Below are 24,371 nucleotides of genomic sequence, written 5' to 3' on the forward strand. Positions count from 1 at the left end.
GTGGAGGTGAAGTACGAGAGCTTAATTCTCGGTGACTTCGAGGTTATCGATGGCGAACTCAGCGACTTTGGCGTTGCCGTACAATCCGGGGCTGGCCGACATCACGGGCGAGTCGTCTTGGGCGGTGATGGTCCAATCCTCTGGTTCAGGCTCACCGCGTAGCCAGACCTTGCCTTTCAAGACGGCGACGGCGTTGTCGCCACTGCCCTCGATGGCGGATTGGAGTTTCAAGCGATACCAACGATCGGGTTCCCAAGGGAAATCGATCGTTTCGGCCATCCGGAGCTCAGGCGCCCAGCAACGGATCTGCAGCTGCTGGCTGTTGCCCATCAGATCGAGGGCGTACCCACCGGCGGTCACGCCGATATCGGGCATTTGGTCACCGTTGCGTTCGGCACGAACGTCTGCAGCGATGGTGTAATTGGCCAAATCGCTAGGCCCCATCCATGCACGGCTGCGAGCACCCTTGGGGATGGTGCTGACCTTGACGAGGGCTGGCGAGCCATCCACCGTTCGAATTTGGTGCCGGTAGCGTGCGCCGATCCAGCTCAAAGGAGGGTCGGAGAGCTCGTCAAACGTGAATTTCCATGGCAGTGGGGGAACGATTCGGACCCGCGTCGAGCCGCTGACGTCGCCGACCTTGGCAGTGATCGTGGCCGCTTCGTGCGACGCCTCCGCGTCGGCCGTGAACGTCGAACCCTCGACGCTGCCGGGCCCCTCTACCTGATAGCTGACCTCGTCGCCGGCGGGTGCCGCCAGCGGCTGGCCCAGGGCATTGAACAAGCGAACCGACAGTTCGACTGATTCGCCCGGCTGCAGCAGCAGCTCAGCAGGGACCACGAGCAGCTCGGCGGCATCCGGATTTTGCTCCGTCGGGGTCTCACCGAGCAGTTGCTCGGCCAAGATCACGGGTTTTTGCGTGGCGGTATCGTTGCCGACGCAGTAAAGCGCCGAGGTGCCTTGGAAGTACAGCTTGCCATCGGCGACGATCGGCGATCCGTAAAATGCTTCGTTTCTCAATCGGCCCTTGTTGATGAACTCGACACCGTCCTCGGTGATTTCGAGGATCGCCCAACGACCGTTCTCGGTCAGAACATAGATTTTCTCATCAGCATACAGCAGGCTCGGCCACTGTTTGCGGTCTCCGATCGCGATCCGCTCAGCGATCATGTCGCCGGTGGCCGCGTCGATCACCCACAGCTTGCAGCGATCATCGACCACGTACAGCCGATCATCGACCACGAGCGGTGCGCTGCGACCGACGACGAGTTCTTCGAGCTTCCACAACTCTTTGGCAGTGGTTTCATCGCCCGTACCACTAATCTCCAGAGCCGCAACACCACCCATCGAGCGGCCGGTGACGTTCTCTTCACTGTGGCTGCAGTAAACACGATTGCCATGGACCAACGGCGTAGCGAAGATTCCACGGCGTGAGAGGTCGTAGTGCCAAAGTGCCTTGCCGCTGCGAGGTTGGAAACCCCAGATCGCACCGTCACCACCACCGAGGATCAATTGTCGCTGACCGTCGATCGTCGTCAGCGTCGGTGCCGAGTAGGTCGTATCATCGGGCAAATCACGTGTTCCTGAGAACCACACCACCTCGCCGGTCAGCTTGTCCATCGCGATCAAGCGGTGGTTTGGTTTGGACGCGTCGCCCCAGTTGATGATAATCCCGCTGATGATGACCAAGTCTTCGTGAATGACTGGGAAATTAGTACGGCCACCATACGTGCTGAGCATCCCAAACTGCTCGTGCAGCGGTTTGCTCCAAATCGTTTCACCGGTTTTCCCATTGAGGCATAGGAATAGGTCGCAGACACCGAGCACATAGACGTTGCCTGTTTCCGGATCCGCCACCACGCTGCTCCAACCCACTCGGGTGTTGGGAACATCCGACAACCAGACGTTGAATCGGTTCTCCCACAGGGTTTCGCCGGTTTTCGCATCCAAGCAAACCACCATTTGCCCCTCGTCGGCGGTATCCCGATCCGAGCGAGTGGTCATGTAAAGCCGCCCGTCCATCACCACTGGGGTACTGCGAGCCCCGAGATCGTCGCGTTTCCACAACAGGTTGCTGCCTTCTCCACCGGCGGCGTCCCAGTCGTCGACCAATCCCTCGGCCTCAGCGGTGCCATTGAAGTTGGGCCCCCGCCAATAGGTCCAATCCGCGCCCGGATCGGCATAGGCGGCGCTGCTGAACACGCTCAGCAACAAGGCGGCAATGCAGGCAGGCAACAGGCTCCGTCTTGCATCATGGCGTTGAGCGAGGGAAATCGTCTCGGTCTGGAGGGACATCAATGAAACCAAATAGAGAGGAATGGCGGTGGGAGATTCAACAGGAGGGCTCAAGGGACATTTTAACGGCTAGTCAAATCAAACGGGAAGTACCGGACAGCCACAGTTTTCGGATTTGGCAAATTGACCGGGGCAATCCTAGGCCAGCACCTCGTCGGAGGGGTCAAACTCGGGGTAGCAAACGATCAGAACTTGCATCTTGCCGATCGCTCGATGGACCACACCGGGTGGAATGGCCACCGCCGTCAGCGGAGAAACAGGTGTTCGAACTCCATCGAGCTCCATCGCGGCGTCAGGATCGCACTGCAAAATCACGTAAATCTCGGTGTGTTGCTCGTGATGATGCGGATGAGCGGCGGCCTCGATATCCGTCAAATGCACGGTGCCTGGGAATTCAGCGAAGTCAGCCAGGGCCCGGCGGGCCAGCCCACAGGGGCAGGCGACTGGGGAAATCGCAGTCAAATCAACGATTTGCGGCTGGGCCATGAATATCGCGAGATCGATACTGGGTGGGGAGGGAGAGTTTCACAGGCCGTGAAACGGCAGGAACGGCAATCTACGCCGGTTGTACGGATTGGCCTGGTCGGTTGTTCGTTACCACGCAGGCGATCGGCAATTTAGAAGAAAACAGCACAGCCGTAAAAGCTTAACAAGCAGCAAAAAAGCGGGCCTTCGGCTATTTTGAGACGGGACCCTCGCCGATATCTCCTTGTGTCCAAGAGACAATCCTCACCTCCCCCGCCTTCACCAAGGCAAAACGGGTGCCGGAAAGTCACCTTGGACAGACCCAAAGTGCTGACAGCGGATGTCGGCACTAGACAGTATCCAAACGAGATGAGTGCAAGACTTGGGAGAATCACCTGAAGACATTTGTCTTCGGGGCGGTTTGGTCAAGGTGAACTGAACGAAGTCAGCGGGCCGGGTGTCCGCACCTGGTTCGTGGGAGTTCACCGAAAGACTTCGGGAAATGATCGTCGGCGACTTCGTCCGACGACCGCGTCCCTCAGTCACCCGACCGTTTGATCGCAAGGTTTCACAGGCTTATTTGGAAAACTGCGTTTCCAATCCCGCAAATTTCTAGAGAGGGAGATTGATCTCCATGAAGCGGACAATCCTAACATTGACGATGGTTTTGGCGAGTTCTGTTTGTAGCCAAAGTTATGGCTTCGACCTGCTCGACCGAATGCTTGGCATGAAGGGCTCGGGGAACTCGGGCTCGTGTTGCGAAGCACCATGTGACGATACAACCTTTTGCGAACCCGCCTGTGGCTGCGAAGCCACGGACTGCGGATTGACCAGCTGCGAACCGGCCTGCGGCTGCGAAACCAAAAAAGAATGCTGCTTGACTGGTCTGTTCGACCACGGCTCGAACGAGTGCGGATGCGAATCTGCATGCGAAGCGCCTTGTTACGAACCAGCCTGTGAGCCAGCCTGTGGTTGCGAAGCGAAGAAAGAATGCTGCTTGAGCGGTATCTTTGATCATGGCTCGGACTGCTGCGAACCAGCCTGCGGTTGCGAAACTGTCTGTGCTGAACCTTGCTGCGACGGCGGAAGCTGCGGCAGCAAGAAAGATTGCTGTGGCGGATTGCTCAGCAAGCTTTTCAGCAAGAAGTCCAACGGTTGCTGCGACACCACCCCGTGTGAAGTCGCTTGTGGCTGCGAAACCGTCTGCGAAGCACCTAGCTGCGACAGCTGCTGCGGTGGAAGCAAGAAAAAGTGCGGTCTGCTGAGCAAAATGTTCGGCAAGCTGAAATGTGGCAAGAAGAACGACTGCTGCGACTCGGGCTGTGATTCGTACGGCTCGGCCGATTGCGGATGCGGAGCTCCTGCTGCCGTTCCTTACGCTGCTCCCGTCCAAACTCCTGCTGTCGAATCCGACCCGATGCCACCCGCACCGATCGTTGACCCCAGTGCCAGCATCTCCCGTAATCGTCGCGTCATTCAGGCCAGTGCCAGCTACGCTCGCTAGTGGACTCGTCCACTAAAAAGCGAAAGCAACACTGCGTCAAACAGACGTGACCTATGCAACGCCCCAGAAGAAGGAAACTTCTCCTGGGGCGTTTTTTTTTGTACCTACGACTCGACGACGCAGGCCGATACGCTCAGCCGAAGGGATCGCAGGATTGCCAGATAGCGTTGGACGAATCCGTGCGGGTCCACCTTCGCCAAGTCCGTGACGTCAAGCGATAAACAATCCGGCCCCGTGGGCTCGCCGGTCGTCGGATCCAATGAGATCCATTCCTGACCGGTCTTGGCGATCACCCACGCGTGATACCCAAACCGATGCGTCGACGGCGTCTTCGCAGCGGACTCTTCAGCCCCCAACTGCGGATCGCTCTGCAACGGCAGGTATCGCAGTCCCGTCGTCAATCGCGCCGGAATATGCTTGGCACGCAACATCGCGATCAGCAAAATCGAATGCTCGGTACTGTCGGCGAGACTGGATTGGGCAATCGACCCCGCCGACCGAATCCCCTCGGAAAGCGGCACCCACGACAACAGCGAATGCACCGTTTTGTTCAACGCCAACGCCCGCTCCTCATCGTCCAAACCGATCATCGAGCCAGCGACCTCGAGCACTTTCCTCACCCCTGCGGAACGGTAGTTCAACACCGGTGTCGTTTCCAAATCGGCTTCCCGCACCCGTGAATCATAACGCGGCGACTGAGCGGGTAGCTTCGCAACCGATACCGCGGGCCCCGCCATGATGACGCGCTGATGCGAGGCGTCGATTCTCTGGACATACTGTCGAGGCGCAGGCGAGATGCCGTTCCAAGTGGACGACTCCGACGCCAGCGAGTGAGGCGACTGCTCGACGTCCAACGCCAACAGTGATAGCGTCCCCGGCTTCATCTCTTTCCCGGGCACCTCGACGACGACCGGGTGCTGCTGGTCGTTGATCGGCTTGGCCATTTCATCGTACTGGTCCTCGTCGCAGCGGTACGTGAATCGCGGGTCGCCGCTGGTGTGGACCGTTTGCACGATCCCCTCATCGTCGTACCAATAGAATTGTTGGCGTTGTTGTGACGAATCGATCGAGACCAAGACAATGGCTTCGTGGAGCGAGTCCATCTCAATACCCTGCTTGGTCATCCGCCGGGCCAGAGCCTGTGGTTGCCCTTGAATCTGCAATTCAGCGGTCGATTCTTGTGACGGCAAAACGATCGTTGCCTCTCGCATCTTCTCAGCCGCCAGCGGATTCCCTAGAAGCGACCGATAGACCGCTAACGGGCCGGCCAGCTTTCCTTGATGGGGCACCGTTTTGGATGTCCGCCTGACCGGGCCATCGAGGTGAAATCGAACCTGGTCCTCTTCGACCTCCACGGAGCGACGTTGCTCAATCGGGCCAAAGCGGAACTGAGACTCCGCTCGCAGTAGGCCTCCGTCGAGCGCGTACCAGAACGTTTGGTCGCTGCCAGTCAAGTATTCAAACTCGTTTGATCTCCAGGCGCCCGGAGGAGCCACCTCGGTGAGAGTGGATGATGCAAGCATGCGTTCGTGGAGGGTGACCTGGATCTGATCCTCGGCTCCCACCGAACCGACACGCTGCGATTGCATGTCCACGCCTCCCACCACGCCCGTGGGCGGGACGTGATGCAGATACCAAAGATGCCATGTATCCGGCGGTGAGCTGTCCGCAGCCGATCCGCCCGACAGCCCGGAGGGTTCGAGTTGTCCACGATCCTGGGAAGACGAATCCGCAACCTCCCAAGCGGCGGGCTCTCGAAAAATCCCGATGTCATGTCGGTCGGGCACGTCGCAACCGGCGAAGCCTCCAATCCAGGCGCCGAGCAACACGATAACACTCCAGTTCGCTCGCCCGAATCGTCTGCCATCGCTGTCTGTGATTGTCGTCATGGTCTCCTGCTTTCCCCGTTGGCCCCCATCCTGCGCACTAACGAATTGCCCGTGGTCGAGCCGCCTCCGCGCGATAATTCAAGTTTAGCCTCCAGGCCCACGGACCGACACGGTCTGTCGATTTATTGAGCTGAGACGCGCAAGCGGGTTGTCGATTTATTTGTTGCCGACGAAATAGCGTGAAATTCATAACCCGACGCGACTCTCGCCAGCAAGACACGGGCACTCAATCCCGGAGACGGCACCGAAGGGGCCGGACGCAGGCGACCGGCAAGAAACCTGCCCGGTTACAGCGGTTATAGCGACAGGGAGATGGTTGCCGCCACGCATTCCTCGCGTTTTGAACCCTGCGGACGTCGAACTGCTGCTTCGACGGCAGGATGACCTAATTTTGGAGGTTCACTGATTGATCAGCGAACCGGCTCCACTACTCCCGTGCGAACCGCGACTTCAAACGATCCCGCATGACCGCGAATCTCGATAAATCAACACGATGGGCTTCCTCAAACGTATCCTCCGCCCCCCCGCGTCCGACTATCCCGGCGCGACCGCGAACCCCGGCAGTTTTGAAACCCTCAGCGATGAGGAACTGCAGGTTCACATGGGCATCAAGACCTATGGCAGCTTCGAATTGACCGAAGCGATTCGCCCGTCCTATGACGTGCGGATCCCGCCACGCCAAGGCTTTCGGTACGACAAGTATGTCGACGAAGCCAGCGGGGCCACCACCCCCGTGATCATGGCGGCGGTCACCAAATCGATCTTGATGGATACGTTTCTAAGCTTGATCGATCATCTCGGCAGTGTCGTTGATGTCGTGCTCGAAACGAGTCATCACAGCGCTTCGCATCACGAAGATCTTTACCGCGACCATATCGATGCCCCCGTGCTCAAGACAATCCTGTTGGAATATGAAGACGTGCTAACCGATGACGGTTGTACCGGGATCGCCGTCATCAGCCCCACGCAGCAACAGGAGGTCCAACTCGACGAACACAAACTGCTGATCGCTTATGGCACGCCGCTGACCGGCTTTCGCGATACGCTGATCAGCGGAGATGTCTACCCGGACAGCCAAATTCGCTTCGTCACCGAGGCCGAGCATGTCCACAGCAGCAGCGAGCGAATGCACGATCGCTTCGACCAACTCAGAACCCGACTCGGTGTCGACCACGTCGCCTGAACAGCAACGAAACGCTGGCGAAAAACCAAGCCATGGCATCAGCTCAATGGCCAGTGCGTTCTGCCCTCCGAATGGATAACGCTGGGAGCGTCACCTTTCGCTGATAGCGTTCAGGGCTGCGTCACCGGTTCGAGCACCTCGATGCTGCGAAAATCGATTTCGAGATTCTGGTTGCCATGCAATTGTAACGCGATGGCTCCGCGATCGGCGAGATCGTCGACGACGAAGTCAGCGGCGAGACAATCATTGAGGTGCGTGACAATGCGTTTTCCGTGCACCGAGACGACCATGGTTTGCCAGGGATTGGGGGCGGGTTCGTCCGTCTTGGACGGAGCGGGTGGTTTCATTTGGACATTCGAAAGCGGGATCCCGCGGCGGGCCTGCCCCCATCGGGCGCGGACGACGTCGCGGCGATCGGGCGGGAATCGCGTTTCGAGATAGTGCAGCGGCTTGGCGACCCAGCCCTTGCCACCGGTTTGGTAGAGACCACCTACGGAATCGGAAGCATCAATCTCGCACTGCACACCAGCGACGAACGGATTCGACTTGGTAATTTGGCTGCGAACAAAGAACCCACTATCACCTTCGGTGAACCGATAGACGATGCGGAAGGTTGCGTTGGCGAACGACCGAGTACTGTACAACAGTCCGTTAGGTTCGTTGGCCTCAACGCTGGCCCGCCCCTCCAAAATACCGTCGACAACATTCCAGGTACCTCCACCGACGGTTTTCCATCCAGGGATCACTTCGCCTTCGCCTGTGGGCTCGCCAGCGGTCTCGGCATTGAAGAGCGGTACCCAGTGATGTTGGCCGAGCTCGCGGACAGTGAGATTACGAAAACGCACCATCTGGCCTTGTTCGCCATGATGCTGCAGCCCGATCTGGCCGCTCAGGTCGACGGGATCGAAGTAATCGGTCGTCGGTAATTCGTTGACGAAGAATTGAAGGTGGTTACCGACGCAGCGGATGCGGTAGCGATTCCAACGATTGCGGTCAAAGGCGGCTTGAGGATCGGGTTGCTTCCAGAGCGGATTGAGCCACTGACGGCGGCCTTCGTCGTACAATCCGCCGGACCATCTTCGCTCCGTCGGATCCGCTTCAGCCTGGTAACCGGAGACCCGGTTGGGCTGCACCTGACCACGAGCCATGAAACCACTGTTGGATTTCCCCTCAGGAAGTTTGACCTCACCTTCGAACTCGTAGTCGTGAAAAATCTGATCGGTCACCAGGAAAAATTTTCGCTCGCCGATCAGATGGATCTCCCCGTCGACGACCTCCGTCTTCCCCCACTCGTAAGGATTCTTCCATCCTGCGAGCGACTTGCCATCAAAGAGCGGTTTTCGCTTGGCTGCGGCCGGGGTGTTCGTATTCTCCGGTCGCTGCGCGGCAGCCGAATCATCGGCGCCGAGAGACGGCGTAGCGTCGGCTGGTAGCGCGACGGACGCCGCCATCACCGCGCCGACGACAGTATAACGCTGAAAATAGCGAAGAAAGCCGGATCGAATAGGTTTCCGAGACCGAGATTTCATAGTTCAACAGGCGAAGAAAGGAGGGTGAGGTTGGTGAGGATACGGTCTCTAGTATAATCGGCACCTCAGCTCGTTCCGAACCTCTCTTTCATGCGGCAATGCCAATTAATCCCAAGCAATCTCAAAATCGCGATTTGGCCGCGACTTCTCCGAGTCGCCGGTATCTCGCCGCCGTGGCCGCCGTGGCGTGCCTGCTCGCCGCCGGTATCGCGAAGCTCACCGGCGGCTTGGAACAGCTCTCCGGGTCGGCTTCGACGAGCGGATTTATGATCGCTTCGCTGACCCGAATCGGGCTCGTTTTCGGTGCGATCTGGTTTGCCTGGGATTCCCTCCGCCGCCCCGCCCGCTGGCTCCCTCCCGGTCTGGCGGTCCTGGGCGTTGGTGCGATCGTGGTCGTCGCGGCCCAGCCCAAACTGATCATCGCGGCACTCCCACTCTTCGGCGTGGTCGCCGTGCTGACTTCGGTCCTACGCGTTTTCCGACGCCCATCGTAATATCAGCGAGCAGGGATCGTTCTGGTATGGAACTGAACATCGCCAAAGGCAACGGGAAACGAAGCCACAAGGTTCGAAGCCGCCGTCGAGTATAATGCTGGGGGCGAATACGAGCACCGCGATGCTGAGCACGAGCACGAGCACGAGCACGAGCACGAGTACGAGCACGAGTACGAGCACGAGCACGAGCACGAGCACGAGTACGAGCACGAGTACGAGTACGAGTACGAGTACGCAGAGGACCGGAAGTCAGAACCATTTCGTGCACCGCAGAAGGGTGTGGCGCCGTCCTTGCGGTGGAAGATTAATCGTCTGTCTTAGGTGACGGATCCCGTTCTACGGACGAGGACTTAGCTGGATGAACACTGGAAAGCGTCCGTGGTTGATCATTGGGGTAATTGTGCTATCGATCTCCTCCTGGTTCGTTGGGCGTGTCGCCTATGTCTTGTGGCACATCCCTGAGGCTTATGCAGCATGGGACGCCGGAGACATGCTGCTTTGGTACATGCGCACTCACGACAACGAATGGCCGGATGATTGGGCTGAATTGCAATCTGTGATCGAAGACGCGCCCGCGCTACTCCTACGTGGACGCCACCCCGAAGAACCTGACTACATGGGGCGCATGCGACGTACGGTCAAGATCGATTGGACATTCGATCCGGCCAACCCGAGAAATCCAACCCCCGTAACACGACTCGATGGCTCACCGTTGCAAGCGTACTGGAGCGATCCAAATGGTATGATCTACCAGTACTTGGACCGTCAAAAAGTCGACCAACGGAGCGATGGACGCGAATTCGCCGAAGACGCGATATCTGATGGGTGATCAATCGCTGCGTCCTAGCCGACACCGCCACTCGCCTAATCCTCATTCCCACGGTTTTCACAATGTCGTACTGGAACTGTTTATTCGCAAATCTGCTCATCGTGACGGCACTATGCTCAGCCTCGAATGCGCTCGATGTCGTTTCGGATTCCCGACGCGACGCTCAGAGCGATTGTCAATCCGTTGTCGCTGCCCTGCGAGACGGAGCCACCATTGAGTTGGTCGCGGTGATACGTATCGATGATGCCGGCAACATCGCGTGGCAACCCGACGGATGCATGACGGAGATCTCTGATGATTGGCCGGACGTATTGAGGGTTAAAAACGACAACCCATCACACGGATTTCTTTTCAAATTCGACGGGTTCAAGAAGGGCCGTGGGATTGGATGGGACACACGATTGACGACGCCGCTACCGGGCAAGTTGCTAAAAGGGTTCGTTAGCGTCACTGGGAAATTTCCAAAAGTACGATCGACGGATATTCGTGTAGGAGTCCTCGGTGAATGGGGACCTTGGCAACCGGTCGAAGTCGATGGTTCGATCACGAGTCGCGTCAACGTAGCCGGACCTTCCACTGCCCTCTACACGTCGATCGACTCGCTAAATGTGATGGGAAAATCGAAACCGCTCGTTGCTCCTAACCGAGAAGAGGGCTCTCAGCCGCTGGCGAGTCTTGCTGAGTACGAAGTGGTCGCAGTTGACTCACAAGGACAAAGGCATCGTCGGAAGGGTGTGGGAGTATGGAAAGATACGCAGGCGCCCTACTTCGATCTCAGTAAAATCGATCTCAGCAGTTTCGAGTTTCGTCTTCGACCGTATACGCAGTGGGTTGAATTCAAGAACGTTCCACTGGAGGCCCCCGTGCCAGATGTAGAAGTTGGCGTTACCGAACTATGATCCAAAACGACACACAATGGCCCGCGCAGGAGGACGGCTCGCGGCGTTTTCTGTGGTGGACAGTTATCTCTCCAGACTCTAGGAAATCCAAATGAAATTCAATGCAAATTCAATCGTCGTGATCCTGGCACTCGCTAGCGTTATCGGTACAGGCAGGGACACGTTTGCCGACGACACTGACACGAAACCCGCAACCAACACGACTCAATACTTGATCGAGCTATCAGAATACGAACTGGAAGATCCCATCCCAGTGGGTTTGGATGAAGCCGAGGTGGTTAACACCATTCTCCGAGCAGGGATCCAACCAGTCGAGACGATACGGCTGACAGCGGTGCCAGAAACCGAAGGCATGGTTCAAGTTGGCAAACGCATTTCTGTCACAACTGACACGATGACTCGGGGCGACACCACAACGCGTCGTTACGAGGAGTTAGAAATTGGAACGATCCTGCGTCTGACCATGATGCCACATGACGACGGTGCCTATGCCCACATCAGCTATTCGACAAGCCGCGTGGATGGCGACCCCTCCGGCGATACCCCGCCAAATGTATTGACGAACACCGTGCAGTCAACGCAAGTCTACGTCCTTGGTAGGCCTCGTCTGTTAACGACTGTTGGGGCGGGCAAGAGTACTGGCATTCTCGTCACCGTCCGCGATATTGCCCACACCAAAACCGGTGGGTAGCCAAGCACCGCGTGGTCAATAAGTGGGAAATTTTGCGGAAGTTTTGGGCTCATCCGACGGAAGCGTGAGCGGAGCACAGGGGGAAGGTTTTTCAGGGCATTGTGTTTTCGTTCCTGAGCAAAGCCATTAGGATGACGCTCCAGTCACCGTGCTGCTGCGTCTGCGGCAGTGGGAAACCGTCCTCGAGGAGAATGAATTGATCAGTGCCATTGCCGGGAAGCTCAGCCACGTGGACGAATCGAGCGTCACGATTCAGGCTGGGCCGTTCGATTACGAGGTGTTCGTCGGCGATTTCACGCGTCGTCAGTTGCAGCCGAAGATCAACGAGGAAGTCCGCCTGCACACGCTTGACTACATCGAGGGCAACACAGCGGGCGGGCGGTTAACACCTCGACTGATCGGTTTTTTGACGCTGCCCGAGCGGCAATTTTTCGACTTGTTCTGCAGCGTCGATGGCGTGGGAGCAAAGAAGGCCCTGCGTGCGATGGTCCGCCCGGTGCGAGAACTCGCCGTGCTCATTGAAGAACAGGACAGCAAGGCATTGTCGGCATTGCCGGGCATTGGGCCTGCGACGAGCGAGCGGATCATTGCCAAACTACGCCGAAAAATGCCCCGTTTTGCCTTGATGGTGACTGGCGATGAGCTCAGCGGCGGGACTGCCGAGACCTCACCGGTGATCGAGGAAACCTACGAGGCGCTCGTGATGCTCGGCCACAGCGAAGCCGACGCCCGGCAGCTGATCGATGAGGCGGTCGCCAGCGGCAAGAAGTTCAAAGACACCGAGACGCTTCTGACCGCAATCTACCAGAAATCCAAATAAACCACTTGCTCCAGGCGAACCTGATACAATGCGAGGGTACATCCGCCGCGCAAGTGAGTTTTGAAACCAGACCAGTGCGCGCCGATCCGCCTCCAGACCATGTCGGTTTTCAGACCAGTCAACTGCATAGAATCCAATATGACTGAACCCACACTTGTCCTCGCAGTCGATGATAGCATGACCCAAGTGACGGGGATGCAACTCTTGCTGCAACAGCATGGCTACGAGGTGATGACGGCAGCCAACGGGCGATTGGCGTTGGAGGCGGTGCGAGAGCGGCGTCCTGGCTTGGTGGTCACCGATTTGCAGATGCCAGAAATGGACGGATTGCAATTGGTCGCCGCTTTGCGAGAAGAGTTCTCTGGGTTGCCCATCATTCTGACCACGGCCAAGGGCAGCGAGGAGATCGCCGCGAAAGCGTTGCGGTTGGGTGCGTCGAGCTACGTTCCCAAGCGAACCCTCAACGAGGACTTGGTACCGACGATTGAGCGGATGATGTCGATGGTCGACGTCGCTGAACACGTGGCCAAACCATCGACATTGCTGACTTCCATCGAAATGGAACTCTCGCTGGGCAACGATGACATGCTAGTCCCCAATGTGATCGCGAGGTTGGAGCAGCCCTTGTCCGAACTGGGCCTGCTCGACGACACGATGCAGATGCAGATCTCAACGGCGTTGGATGAAGCGTTGATCAATGCGATCATTCATGGAAACTTGGAAATCAGCACCGAACTGCGATACCAAGGCACCGACGAGCAGTTCCGTGAGATTGTTCGCGAGCGGCAGCGGCAAACGCCCTATCGCAACCGCAGCGTCACGATCAAGATGGCGGCCAATCGCGAGGCCGTCTCCTTCACGATTCGAGACGAAGGTCCTGGATTCGACGTCAGCTCTCTGCCCGACCCGACCGACTTCAGCAACCTCGGCGAATGTGGTGGCCGAGGGCTGCTGTTGATCAATGCCTTCATGGATGAGGTCGTTCACCAAGACAACGGTAACGAGATCGTGATGTCTAAGAAGAAGGCGGACGCATTGCCGGAGAATGATTGATCTCATCTAGAAAGCTGCGTGTGCAGCTATCGAGATCTTCGAGCATCGACGCGGCATCGCTCAAATCACCGCTCTTGGCCTGTTGTTCGAGACGTTGGCCTGCCGCAGCAACCCGATCAGCCCCCAAGCACCCTGCGGCTCCTTTGAGCGTATGAGCGCTACGTTGCAACAGCGCGGAATCACCGGAACTGAGTTGGTCTCGCATTGCCGGCAAGAGTTGCTCTGCTTCTTCAGCAAATGCTTGGGCCAATTGGGTGGCCATGTCTTCGTCGCCACAGGCTTTGCCCATGATGACCTCCCACGCAGAGGTTCCCGCCGCGTCGTCGGACTGATCAGTCTGTCCCTGTCCTTGTTCTTGTCCTTGCCCCAGAGCATCCATGTTCGTTTCCTGTTGACGTTCGTGTTGTTCCGAATCCACGTTAAACTGCTCAGCCTCGCTGGGGCCGGTGTCTCGATCGACTTCAGCGGCGTCGCCGACTTCTTCGAGCAATGATGCGGGGGACCGATCCAGGGCTCGTTGAAGGTCCGCAGCATCAAAGGGTTTGGAGACGTAGTCATCCATGCCTGCGGCAAGACAGGTTTCGCGATCGCCCTTCATGGCTTCGGCGGTCATGGCGATGATAAACTGATGTCGCTCGGTTTCCGCATCCGCTTCCCGCTGGCGAATGATCTCGGTGGCTTCATAGCCATTCATCTCGGGCATCTGAATGTCCATCAAGACAACGTCGAATGGCTCCTGCTCCAGTGCATCGACGGCCTCTTGACCGTTGACGACGAGTTTGGCTTGGTGCCCCCATTTATGGAGAAACCCAAGTGCCACGCGTTGATTGACCAAGCCATCTTCGACGAGCAGCACCTTGCGTGGTTTGATGTATGGCAACCGATTTCGCACAGGCGCGTGCATCTTCTTTTCATGTTCGACCCCCATCACGTCCAACACCACATCCCGCAGCTCCGATGCGATCACGGGCTTCGTCAGATAACGATTGATACCGAGTTCACGCATTTGCGGCGAACTCAGGCCTGCAAAGGAAGACGACAGCATCACGATCGGCCCATGCTCGAGTTCCTCTTCGCGGGCAACGAGTTGTTGCGCAAAACCCACCCCATCGAGATAGGGCATGTGGTAATCCAAAAGGATCAGTCCAAACGGATCGTCGTCCCGCATGGCTTGCGAGATCGTATCCAAAGCCGCTTCCCCGTCTTCGGCAAGGACGGGGTTGAGGTTCCAGAGCTGCAAGAGTTCTTGCAAGATTCGTCGGTTGGTGGCATTGTCGTCGACGACGAGGACACGCGTGCCCGCGATCTTGGAGAAGGCTGCCGGTCGCCGCGGCGTTTGGTCCGGTGCCACCCCCAAATGCACGTAGAAATGGAACGTCGTGCCCACGCCGAGTTCACTCTCGACCCACACGCGTCCCTGCATCATCTGGATCAGGCGGGCCGAGATCGTCAGTCCTAAACCGGTGCCCCCGAATCGCCGCGTGGTCGAAGCGTCGGCTTGCGAAAAGGCCTCGAAGATCTTCTCCTGCTTCTCTTTGGCGATACCGATACCGGTGTCGCGGACGGTAATATGCAGTACGGCGACATCATCATCCAACGATTCCGGGTTGACGTCGACGACGACCTCCCCGCTGCTGGTGAATTTAATCGCATTGCCAACAAAGTTGACCACGATCTGACGCAGACGCCCGGCATCGCCGAGCAACTCGTTCGGGATCGAGGGGTCGATACGTCCTGCCAGTTCAAGTCCCTTCTCATTCGCCTTGAGGGTTAGGAGCTTGATCGCCTTGCCGATGCAGTCACGGAGATTGAACGGGGAATCGTCCAACTCGAGACGGTCGGCCTCAATCTTGGAGAAGTCGAGGATGTCATTGAGCAATCGCAGCAACGAGTCTGCGGATTGCTGGACCAGGGTCAAGAACTCCTGCTGCTCGGTCGTCATCTCGGTCCCAGCGAGCAACTCGGTCATCCCCAAGATGCCGTTCATGGGCGTGCGGATCTCGTGGCTCATGTTGGCGAGGAACTCGCTCTTGGCACGGTTGGCCGCATCGGCGAGGTCCTTGGCAGCGAGCAGATCTTGGGCCGCCTGTTTGCGGGCGGTGATATCGCGACTGATACCGACCATGCCCATCACCTCGCCATCATCGCTGCAGAGCGGCACTTTGGTGGTCAGCAACCAAATCGTTCTCCCATCGGGGTTACGAATCGTCTCCTCTTGATCGATCAGAGGTTGCCCTGATCTCATCACATTTTGATCATCGGTGACAAAGCTGCATGCCATCTCCGCAGGAGTGAAATCGTAGTCGTTCTTGCCAAGGACCTGCGAGACCTCATCGACGCCGAGCAACTTCAACATGGCTTCGTTGCTCGTCAGGAAACGACTGTAGCGATCCTTGACGTAAATGATGTCAGGGATGTTGTTCATGATGGTCTTGAGCAGGTCGCGCTCCCGGGCTAACTCCGTTTCGGCCCGTACCTGCAAGGTCACATCGCGTGAGATTCCGAACGTGCCAATGATATCGCCATCGTCATTGCGCAGCGGCATCTTGGTAGTGCTGCACCACGTGTCGGGTTCATCGTCGCGTGTCTCCCGCTCGATTTTCCCGACAATCGATTCACCGGTACGGATAATCCGTCGCTCATCGTCGAGCGCGTCTTTCGCGTGCTCATCGCCGAAAAAGTCGGCATCTGTTTTGCCGACCGCATCGCGGGGATTCGACAATCCGAACATCTTCGCGTGGGCGCGGCTGATGCGAACAAATCGACTGCGTCGATCCTTGAAATAGACCGCATCGGGAATGTTTTCGAACCAAGCATTCATGAGAAAGCGAGCTTTTTTCAGCTCTGCTTCGGATCTTTTTTGTTCCGTCACATCCCAACAGATGACCTCGAGCCCGACAACATCGCCGTCGGGACCGAAGGTTGGCAATCGGATAACCTCCAAAAAACAGGTGCCTTGGACGTCGCCCTTGAGCAGCTCGTCGTCCTGGGCGTCGAGATCGCGGATGTCACTGGCGAAAGCCTCGATCACGTGGTCGGGCTCGCCAGAGGTCATCACCTGTTGCTCGAGCACCCAGTCCGCTTCAGCGACCTCGGAGGAGTACAACTCAAAATCCGTTTTTCCGATAATTTCGCTACAACTCAGGCCAACGGATTGGCAAAACATCTCATTGGCATAGAGAATATGTCCTTTGCGATCCTTGCGAACGACGCATAGCTCTCGTCGTTCGTGCAGACTCTGCCGCGCACTGGCGGCTTTCTGGTGCAGACTGTTCGACACGCTCGGCTGGGGCTGGTTCATGGATTTCGACTCAGATGGAAAAGGGCCTGCCTTCATTCTATCCTACGGAATGGAAAAAGACAGAAAACAATCCCACAGCGAGAGCAGCTCACCTTGCTCGCAAGAAGACTAGCATCCTTGACCAGGACGTTTAGAATAAACGGTAGGTTTCTCTCCTTCCCTCTTTCTCCCACCTTGACTCCGCCATGCGACTGAACTGCCCCCTGCTGCTCTCGACCTGCCTCGGACTTGCCGCCTTTTCGTTAGCTTCCCCGCCTGCCTTCGGCGTCCAACCTGCCGCCGAGTCGACCGCCGCTGTCACGGCGGCCCCGGGAATCGCGTCTGAGAAACCGGTTGACGGTCCTTTCGTGGCACTCGAGGACGGACGGTTCATGGTGCCCTACACCGAGCGAATTCCCGGCACCGATATTAGCTTCGAGATGATCCCCGTCCCCGGCGGCGACTTTACGTTCGGAACCGCCGAAGACGACGCCGAGTACGTCGAAGACGAAGGGCCCACGGTCAAGCTAACCGCCAAGCCCATGTGGGTGGCCAAAACAGAGACACGCTGGGATATGTACAAGGAGTACATGCGAATGTACGGCGTCTTCAAAGACTTTGAAATGGAAGGCATTCGTCCCGTTGACGAAACCAACCTGGTTGATTCGGTGACCGCGCCCACGGAACTCTACGACCCATCCTTCACGTTCGAGTACGGGTCCCGCCCGAGTCAGCCGGCAGTCACGATGACTCAGTACGCGGCCCAACAGTTCACGAAATGGTTGTCGCGAATGACCGGTACGCAGTACCGTTTGCCCACCGAGGCAGAATGGGAACACGCTGCCCGCGGCGGCACCGAAACCGCCTACAGCTGGGGCGATGATGCGGACGTAATCGAAGACTACGCCTGGTACTTCGACAATTCTTTCGATGGGCCCGGCGATGTGGCCACCAAGAAACCCAATCCGTTTGGTCTCTACGACATGCACGGCAATGCATCGGAGTGGACCGTCAATGAGTACACCGAGGACGGGTATCAGTGGATGCAGGACAGCGATCTCACCGATGCGACCTCGGCCACGCGTTGGCCCAAGAATCCGTATCCCTGCGTGGTCCGAGGCGGCAGTTGGGAAATGGAGCCCGCCGAACTGCGCAGTGCCGCCCGCTTGGCATCGGACGATGAAGAGTGGAAGTCGGAAGATCCGAACTTTCCTCGCAGCCCCTGGTGGTTCACCAGCGATCCGTCTCGCGGAGTCGGCTTCCGACTGTTCCGCTCGCTCGAACCCATGCCCGTCGAAACGATTGTGAAGTTCTGGGACACCTCCGTTGCCGAAACAATCATGGACGTTGAAAGCCGCATTGACGAAGGCCGCGGCGGCTACGGATACGTCGATGAAGGTCTCGGTGAAGCAGCCAAGGAAGATTAGATCTGATGACTACTGAGAAGCCAGCCCTTGGCTGGATCGGCACGGGTGTCATGGGCCACTCCATGGCGGGACACCTGCTCGCAGCGGGTTACCCGCTGACGCTCACCACGCGGACTCGGTCCAAGGCTGAGGCGTTGTTGGAGCGTGGCGCGCAGTGGGCGGATTCACCTCGCGAAGTCGCCGAGCAGTCTCAGATCGTGTTTGCCATCGTGGGCTATCCCGCTGACGTTCGCGAGGTTTTTGTCGACCCGCAAAACGGCGCCATCGCGGGCATCGCCCCGGGCGGCGTGCTGGTCGACATGACGACGAGCGAGCCGTCATTGGCAGTGGAAATTCACCGACAGGCGATCGCGCACGGCGCTGACGCACTCGACGCCCCCGTCTCGGGAGGCGATTCCGGCGCCGCGTCGGGCAACCTGTCGATCATGATCGGGGGCAATGACGCGGCGGTGAAAACCGTCATGCCCTGTTTCGAGATCATGGGCAAAACCATCGTGCATCAGGGTGGTCCCGGTGCTGGCCAACATACCAAGATGGTCAACCAGACTCTGATTGCAACCGGCATGATCGGCGTCTGCGAAGCGCTCGTCTATGCCCACCGGGCTGGCTTGGATCTCCCCACAGTCCTGCGATCGGTAGGCTCCGGCGCCGCCGGCAGTTGGTCGCTGAGTAACCTGGCCCCCCGCATGATCGAAGGCGATTTTGAGCCAGGGTTCTATGTCGAACACTTTGTCAAAGACATGGGCATCGCACTTGGCGAAGCCCGGCGAATGAATCTCTGTCTGCCCGGCTTGGCACTCGCCGAGCAGCTCTATCAGTCCGTGATCGCCAAGGGCGGTGGTCGAGCGGGCACGCAAGCGCTCGTCAACACCGTTGCCGAGATGTCAGGGATGGATTGGGATTGAACGGGCGAACGCGCATTCGCCTGGCGCAGTGTATCTGCCTCGTAGCGGCCGTTCTGATCGTTCGGGGCGGCTTTCTATTCTCTCACCAAGATTCCTTGCACGAGGACCCTGATGCGTATCGCGTGATCGCTCAAACGCTTGCGAAAACCGATGTATTCGGCCTCCCCGTTGGGATGGACGGGGCACGGCCGACGGCCTTTCGTCCACCGCTCTATCCCTGGCTGCTCTCATGGTTGGTAGACGACTCGGGCACGCTCTCGAATTCATCCGTTGCGATCTTTCACTGGATCTTGGGTGGCCTGACGGTCGTCTTTACTTGGGACATCGCCCGCCGCCTGCTATCGAACGGGGCGGCAGCGATCGCTGCCGGCCTGGTCCTGATCGATCCCATCCTGCTGTGGCAGTCCTCCCTGGTGATGACCGAAACGATTGCGACGGCATTGGCAGTATCGGTCTGGTGGTGGATCGCACGGCACACCCAACCAGCGGTGGACGACCAAGGTCAACCGACTCCGCGTCGTGCCTACCTTCTCAACGCGTTCGTACTGGGGACGCTGTTGGCACTTTGCATCCTCTGCCGCCCCACCTTCTTGGTCTGGGCGATGCTGGTCCTGCCTGTTCTGGCGTTGATGGGCGAGGTCTGTCGTTATCGCCGCGCGACGGCGATCGCGATGTCTGTCGCGGTCATCGTGGCGGGGGTCGGCGCTTGGACGGTCCGCAATGTCGGGGCGATCGGACATCCTGTCTGGGGGACCACGCACGGCGGCTACACGTTGCTGCTCGCGAACAACGATTCTTTCTACGATTATCTGGAAGACCGACCGTATGAGTTGCCTTGGCGCCGGCATGCCTGGGAGCCCGCTGTTTTCTTCGCCGAGTACCAAGAGTTACCCCGGAGCGGTGATGAGTGGGCGGATGATCAATTGGCTTACGCTGCCGCTAAAACCACCATCGCGGAGCGCCCGCGAATGTTCTTGTATTCGTGTTGGGTGCGATTGACCCGTCTATGGCAGCCGTTCCCCCATGCGGTCGACGGCCGTTCCCCATTCCTGATCATCGTGGTGGGTTTGCTGCACTGTGTCGTGTACGCACTCATTCTGATCGCTGGGCTGCGGCATGTTCACCAGTTTCATCCGCATCGGTGGCGGCGTTGGGTTGCCTGGTGGCCTGCCGTCGCGATCTTGATCACACTCAGTGGTGTGCATACGGTCTACTGGAGCAACTCGCGGATGCGTTCGCCTGCGATTCCCGCACTCTCGATCGCCGCAGCAGCCGCCTTCGTTGGGCGAAAGAATCCATCCCCGGTGTCGGTTGGTCGATCGGGTTAAAATCAGGCCGATAGCAGCCGATCAAAGAGCTCACGATTGGATGCCCGGACCTGATCGCAGCGGCGAACGATCTCGCAGGGCTCGGGTTCACCGAGGAGGGCCGCGAGCTGCTTCATTTCGAGTGTGTCCGCGCCACCATCGGCCGAAAGTGGCAGTTCATGCCGGGCGGGGGTGTCGATCAGTCGCAGTTTGGCTTCGACGGTACGAAGGTAACGGTAGTTGCTGGCCAGGGTTTGGGTGTCTCGCGGGTCATAGACACCTGCTTCGGCGAGATCGCTAAGTGCGGCAGGGATACCGGTCGCGATCTCGGTGTCGAGGCTGGCTGCGGACTTCAAAACACCCGCTGCCACGATCGTTTGCACATCGACGGTACCGCCGAGGCCCCGTTTCAGATTCCCGGGCGCGGCCGTGGATTCGGCTCGCTGCCGCAAAGTCTTGAAATCAGCCAACTGGCTGTCTCGCCAGGGTGTCAACCGGATCGCTTTGGCGATCGCAGCACTCACGAGTTCCTGGTTCCGCCGAGAGCCGGAGAAGGGGCGGGCCTGGCACAAAGCGGCACGCCGCCAAAGGGGTGCTCCGCCGAGGCGAAATGGCTTGACGAACTGGCCAATGGAGTACGCTAAAACGGTCTCGTCGGCACCTTCGGCCAAGGGTGTGTCAATCTCATAAAGGCGTTCTGTGGGCGAATCGATTGCCCGGATGACATTCTGAGCGAGCTGATTGAAGAACTGGCGATTCGATAGCGTCGCCTTCGGCCCTCCCACTCGCCGCTGTGTTTCGCCCTCTGTGGTATACAAGAACGTGAGATCGAGGTCGCTGTGGTAGTTCGGTTCGCGACCGCCATATTTCCCCAACGCCACAGCGACCATTTCGACCGGCTCGTTGTCCTCGCCGAGCGGATCACCATAGCGTGCACTCAGGCGTTTGTGTTCCTGTTCAATCACGCGCCGCAGACACGCATCGGCCGTGTCGCTGAGCGATTGACCGATGGCATCGACCGTTTCTTTGCCAAGCAAATCCCGAGCACCGATCATCAGATGACATCCGGCTCGGAACGTTTGCAGGATCGGCGTAAGGTCATCGGCGGATTGGCACAACCGAATCGACTGCGTATCGAGTCTTTCTGCCGGAGGCAAGCGATTCATCAGCAACGAGTCCACCAACTCATCGATCATGCCGGGCTGCGCCGTCAAGATACCCGTCAGATACGGCGTCAGCGAACAGAGGTTGACCATCAGCGACAAAGTGGCTTCGTTCGTTCCCAGCAGTTCCCACAACGTCGCCTTGGCGCCGATGGAATCGGCCACCTCGACGAGTCGATCGAGGGTCTGATCGGGGGCGGGGGTCTTGGCGATTTCACGCAATAGCTGCGGAGCCACGCCTGCAAAAAACTGGCGGCACCGGCGTGGCGAAAGAAAGGAAACCGTCTCGTGACTGAGAGATGAGATTTGATCGATCGCCCGATCGAGATCTGAGAAGCCGTGCCCTCGCAAGACCTCTGCAAACGTATCCGGATCCGGTTCGGGGTCGAGAATCATCTCGGTCTCGATGGCGACAGCATCCACGTCGGGGGCGAGCTTTTCTCGGGGGGCTGCCGATACGTTTTCATTCTCGGCCACGGTCACCGGGCTCGCCGCGACCTTTTGAGAGGTCAAGTGGTTGATGATTTTTCGGTTGACGTCAAAGGTATCGTCAAGCAGTTTCTCGAATCGTTCACGATCGCCGATCGAGACTTCACCCTCGGCGTGCTCACCACCTCCATCTTGATCGTCGACCTCCCTGCGGACCCCTAATCGCCAAGCCAAGCGAGTGCGAATGGCATCATCATCGGGGAGATACGTCACCCGATGATTCAATAAAACGGCGAGATGGTGTTCGAGGCGGCACAAGCGAGCGTGGTTTTCCGACAGGATGGACGCCTCCTGCTGGGTCAAGCATCCGTGGCGGTTCAAAGCGGCGATCGCATCGAGGGTGCCGGGCACGCGGACTTCGGGAAGCTCCCCACCATGGAGCAGCTGGAGAAACTGAATGGTCAATTCAATATCGCGACGTCCGCCGGGACAATCGGCGATCGGCGTCCCCCGCTGCGCATCCGCAGTCAGAGCTCGCTTTTCGAGCTTTCGACGCAATACTCGGATATCGGCAATTTCGCTCCGGCTGAGGATCCGGTGATAGACCCACGGTTCGAGCAGTTTGAGAAACCAGTCGCCTAAGCCCCGGTCGCCCGCAGCGACGCGGGCCTTGACGAAGGCAAGCCGCTGGAAAGTTTGATTCTCTCGCTCGTAATAGGCTGCCGCATGGCCGGCGGCATGAAATTCGATCTTGCGAGTCGAGGATTCGCCGGGGCGGGCGAAATCGCTGAGCCGGTGCGTGTCCGACACAGCAAATTCCTCACCGGGCTGCTGAACGAATCGCAAGTGAATCGAAACGACCGGTCCGCGATTCGACCCCAGCAGACTGATCAGTCCCGCGACGATGTGCCGATTGAACCTCACGTGGCTCTCATTTCTGCGGTCGATCTGATCGCAGAGCAGCAGCAGATCCAGCGGTGAGTCGTAGCCGATCTCCTCGCCACCGTAGTTGCCCAACGCGATGATCGCGTATCTCGGCTTGCTGGCATCGATGCGCTGGGGCAGCTGAAATTTGGACGCGACTTGATCGATGGTAAAATCAAGCGCCGACGAGAGCACCGCATCGGTCAGGTGACTGATTTGCCGTGTGACTCGATCGGGAGCGAGGCCACGGACAAATTCCCCATAGGCGATGCGCAGTACCTCTCTCCCCACGTATCTCCGGATCGCCACGGCTGCGCGGGGATTCGATGCGGTGGTGCGGAGTTCATGAGCCAGCTCGTCGCGGAGTTGCTCTCGAGAGGTCGGGCGGCCGTCGCTGGCCCGGATCAAATCGAAACTTTCCGGATCGCTGATCAACAGCTCCGCCACCGCTGGACTGGTCGAAAGCACCTGCAGGAGCGCGGGCAGGGCTTGCGGATCGCGTTCAAAGAGTGCCAACAGCGACGTGGGGCTTCGCGAGACCTCAACAAATCGGGCGAGCAACCGCACCGCCTCGCTGGCATCGTCGACCGCGCCGAGATGGTCGTGAAGCGCCGCCCATAGGCCCGTCAGCAAATCGGGCGCTACGCTACTGGCGGCAATCTCTGCGAGTGCCTCGAGAGCAGCCGGTGCGTCACCAAATCGGCTTTCAACGAGCGGGGCGTAGTCATCGAACGAATTCACAGCAGTCGTCATCAGGACATTTCGAGCAGGGGACGGTCAGATGATGGATATCGGGAACTTTCCCAGCCTTCGGGCATCGAAAGGTACTAGCTGGAGAGCGTCACTTGGATACCCCGCGAGGTGATTCGCCGATTCCACCGGCCGCTCGCGCAGGATCGCCGTCAACTCGCATCCACTGGGGAGCCAACGGAGGCTCCCCAAAGCACTCTCCTCCAGCGAGGGGCGGACCGCCCCAGGATACGAATCAGTACGCCTCTGAGTATGCGCCCCTGAGTTTACGTCCCAATCGCGACTTGGTGTAGCGGAGTTGATTGACAGGTAATTCATTCATTTTTTTGGTTGTCGGCCCCAAAGCTGACCTAGGTTTGATCATGCGAACGCGGGTGAGCGTCCGATTGCCAGCAATCGGGCGTTACTGGACGAGTTGGATGAATCCATCCGATGTTGCGTGCGAGCAACATCACGGTGACCGCCGTCCACACCCCGCGCCGCAGCGCTTCTCTGACCCCAGGCCTTTTTCAACGCCTAACCTCCTGCGTAGCAA

At 58.4% G+C, this 24,371-nt stretch carries 17 protein-coding genes; 11 read left to right on the forward strand and 6 right to left on the reverse strand.

The genetic code is table 11. The features are described 5' to 3' along the window. Positions 1–21 precede the first annotated feature (21 nt). Together CA85_RS12670 and CA85_RS12675 are read right to left on the reverse strand one after the other, a co-directional pair. On the reverse strand, positions 22–2,295 hold the full coding sequence (locus tag CA85_RS12670) for an outer membrane protein assembly factor BamB family protein (protein WP_146391695.1): 2,274 nt from the start codon (positions 2,293–2,295) through the stop codon (positions 22–24). A 138-nt stretch (positions 2,296–2,433) separates the two neighbouring features. Next, entirely contained in the window at positions 2,434–2,781 is a 348-nt protein-coding gene (locus CA85_RS12675) for a cupin domain-containing protein (RefSeq protein ID WP_146391696.1), read from the reverse strand. A 976-nt stretch (positions 2,782–3,757) separates the two neighbouring features. Here CA85_RS12675 and CA85_RS25685 point away from each other — a divergent pair. Further along, complete coding sequence (locus tag CA85_RS25685; RefSeq protein WP_246112742.1) at positions 3,758–4,264, forward strand: hypothetical protein; 507 nt, start codon at positions 3,758–3,760, stop codon at positions 4,262–4,264. Positions 4,265–4,368: 104 nt separating this feature from the next. On the opposite strand, the gene CA85_RS12685 is transcribed toward CA85_RS25685, so the two are convergent. Further along, positions 4,369–6,153 carry a transglutaminase-like domain-containing protein gene (locus CA85_RS12685; protein ID WP_146391698.1) on the reverse strand — a complete coding sequence of 595 codons (1,785 nt, stop codon included), beginning with the start codon at positions 6,151–6,153 and terminating at the stop codon, positions 4,369–4,371. A 493-nt stretch (positions 6,154–6,646) separates the two neighbouring features. On the opposite strand from CA85_RS12685, the gene CA85_RS12690 reads away from it, so the two are divergent. Next, positions 6,647–7,336 (forward strand): hypothetical protein, encoded by a 690-nt coding sequence (locus CA85_RS12690; protein WP_146391699.1) that lies wholly within the window; start codon positions 6,647–6,649, stop codon positions 7,334–7,336. A gap of 110 nt (positions 7,337–7,446) precedes the next feature. On the opposite strand, the gene CA85_RS12695 is transcribed toward CA85_RS12690, so the two are convergent. Then, positions 7,447–8,865 carry a 3-keto-disaccharide hydrolase gene (locus CA85_RS12695; protein ID WP_246112743.1) on the reverse strand — a complete coding sequence of 473 codons (1,419 nt, stop codon included), beginning with the start codon at positions 8,863–8,865 and terminating at the stop codon, positions 7,447–7,449. Between the two features lie 98 nt (positions 8,866–8,963). On the opposite strand from CA85_RS12695, the gene CA85_RS12700 reads away from it, so the two are divergent. The 6 genes from CA85_RS12700 (at position 8,964) to CA85_RS12730 (ending at position 13,651) form a co-directional block, all read left to right on the forward strand. Then, on the forward strand, positions 8,964–9,359 hold the full coding sequence (locus CA85_RS12700) for a hypothetical protein (RefSeq protein ID WP_246112744.1): 396 nt from the start codon (positions 8,964–8,966) through the stop codon (positions 9,357–9,359). A 358-nt stretch (positions 9,360–9,717) separates the two neighbouring features. Further along, a complete protein-coding gene (locus CA85_RS12710) occupies positions 9,718–10,188 on the forward strand; it encodes a hypothetical protein (RefSeq protein WP_146391700.1) in 471 nt (156 codons plus the stop codon). Between the two features lie 101 nt (positions 10,189–10,289). Then, positions 10,290–11,087, forward strand: a complete 798-nt coding sequence (locus CA85_RS12715; protein WP_146391701.1) for a hypothetical protein — start codon at positions 10,290–10,292, stop codon at positions 11,085–11,087. A gap of 91 nt (positions 11,088–11,178) precedes the next feature. Beyond that, entirely contained in the window at positions 11,179–11,778 is a 600-nt protein-coding gene (locus CA85_RS12720) for a hypothetical protein (protein ID WP_146391702.1), read from the forward strand. Between the two features lie 196 nt (positions 11,779–11,974). Further along, positions 11,975–12,598, forward strand: a complete 624-nt coding sequence (gene ruvA, locus CA85_RS12725; protein WP_146391783.1) for a Holliday junction branch migration protein RuvA — start codon at positions 11,975–11,977, stop codon at positions 12,596–12,598. Positions 12,599–12,736: 138 nt separating this feature from the next. Continuing rightward, a complete protein-coding gene (locus CA85_RS12730; protein ID WP_186774910.1) occupies positions 12,737–13,651 on the forward strand; it encodes a response regulator in 915 nt (304 codons plus the stop codon). On the opposite strand, the gene CA85_RS12735 is transcribed toward CA85_RS12730, so the two are convergent. After that, a complete protein-coding gene (locus CA85_RS12735) occupies positions 13,614–16,952 on the reverse strand; it encodes a PAS domain-containing hybrid sensor histidine kinase/response regulator (protein WP_146391704.1) in 3,339 nt (1,112 codons plus the stop codon). The genes CA85_RS12730 and CA85_RS12735 overlap by 38 nt on opposite strands. A 185-nt stretch (positions 16,953–17,137) precedes the next feature. Between CA85_RS12735 and CA85_RS12740 the strand changes: the two genes are divergently transcribed. From CA85_RS12740 to CA85_RS12750, 3 genes are read left to right on the forward strand one after another with little or no spacing between them, the layout of a single operon-like run. Then, positions 17,138–18,358, forward strand: coding sequence for a formylglycine-generating enzyme family protein (locus CA85_RS12740; RefSeq protein ID WP_146391705.1), 1,221 nt, complete (start codon positions 17,138–17,140; stop codon positions 18,356–18,358). A 5-nt stretch (positions 18,359–18,363) separates the two neighbouring features. After that, on the forward strand, positions 18,364–19,263 hold the full coding sequence (locus tag CA85_RS12745) for an NAD(P)-dependent oxidoreductase (protein ID WP_146391706.1): 900 nt from the start codon (positions 18,364–18,366) through the stop codon (positions 19,261–19,263). Beyond that, positions 19,260–20,591: an ArnT family glycosyltransferase gene (locus CA85_RS12750; RefSeq protein WP_246112745.1), complete on the forward strand. Its 1,332-nt coding sequence runs from the start codon at positions 19,260–19,262 to the stop codon at positions 20,589–20,591. The genes CA85_RS12745 and CA85_RS12750 overlap by 4 nt, the downstream gene beginning before the upstream one ends. Before the next feature lie 2 nt (positions 20,592–20,593). Here CA85_RS12750 and CA85_RS12755 read toward each other — a convergent pair whose 3' ends face one another. Beyond that, entirely contained in the window at positions 20,594–23,839 is a 3,246-nt protein-coding gene (locus CA85_RS12755; RefSeq protein ID WP_146391707.1) for a [protein-PII] uridylyltransferase family protein, read from the reverse strand. Positions 23,840–24,371: the final 532 nt, after the last annotated feature.

Origin of the sequence: Allorhodopirellula solitaria, assembly GCF_007859855.1 — a bacterium.
Taxonomy (GTDB): Bacteria; Planctomycetota; Planctomycetia; order Pirellulales; family Pirellulaceae; genus Rhodopirellula; species Rhodopirellula solitaria.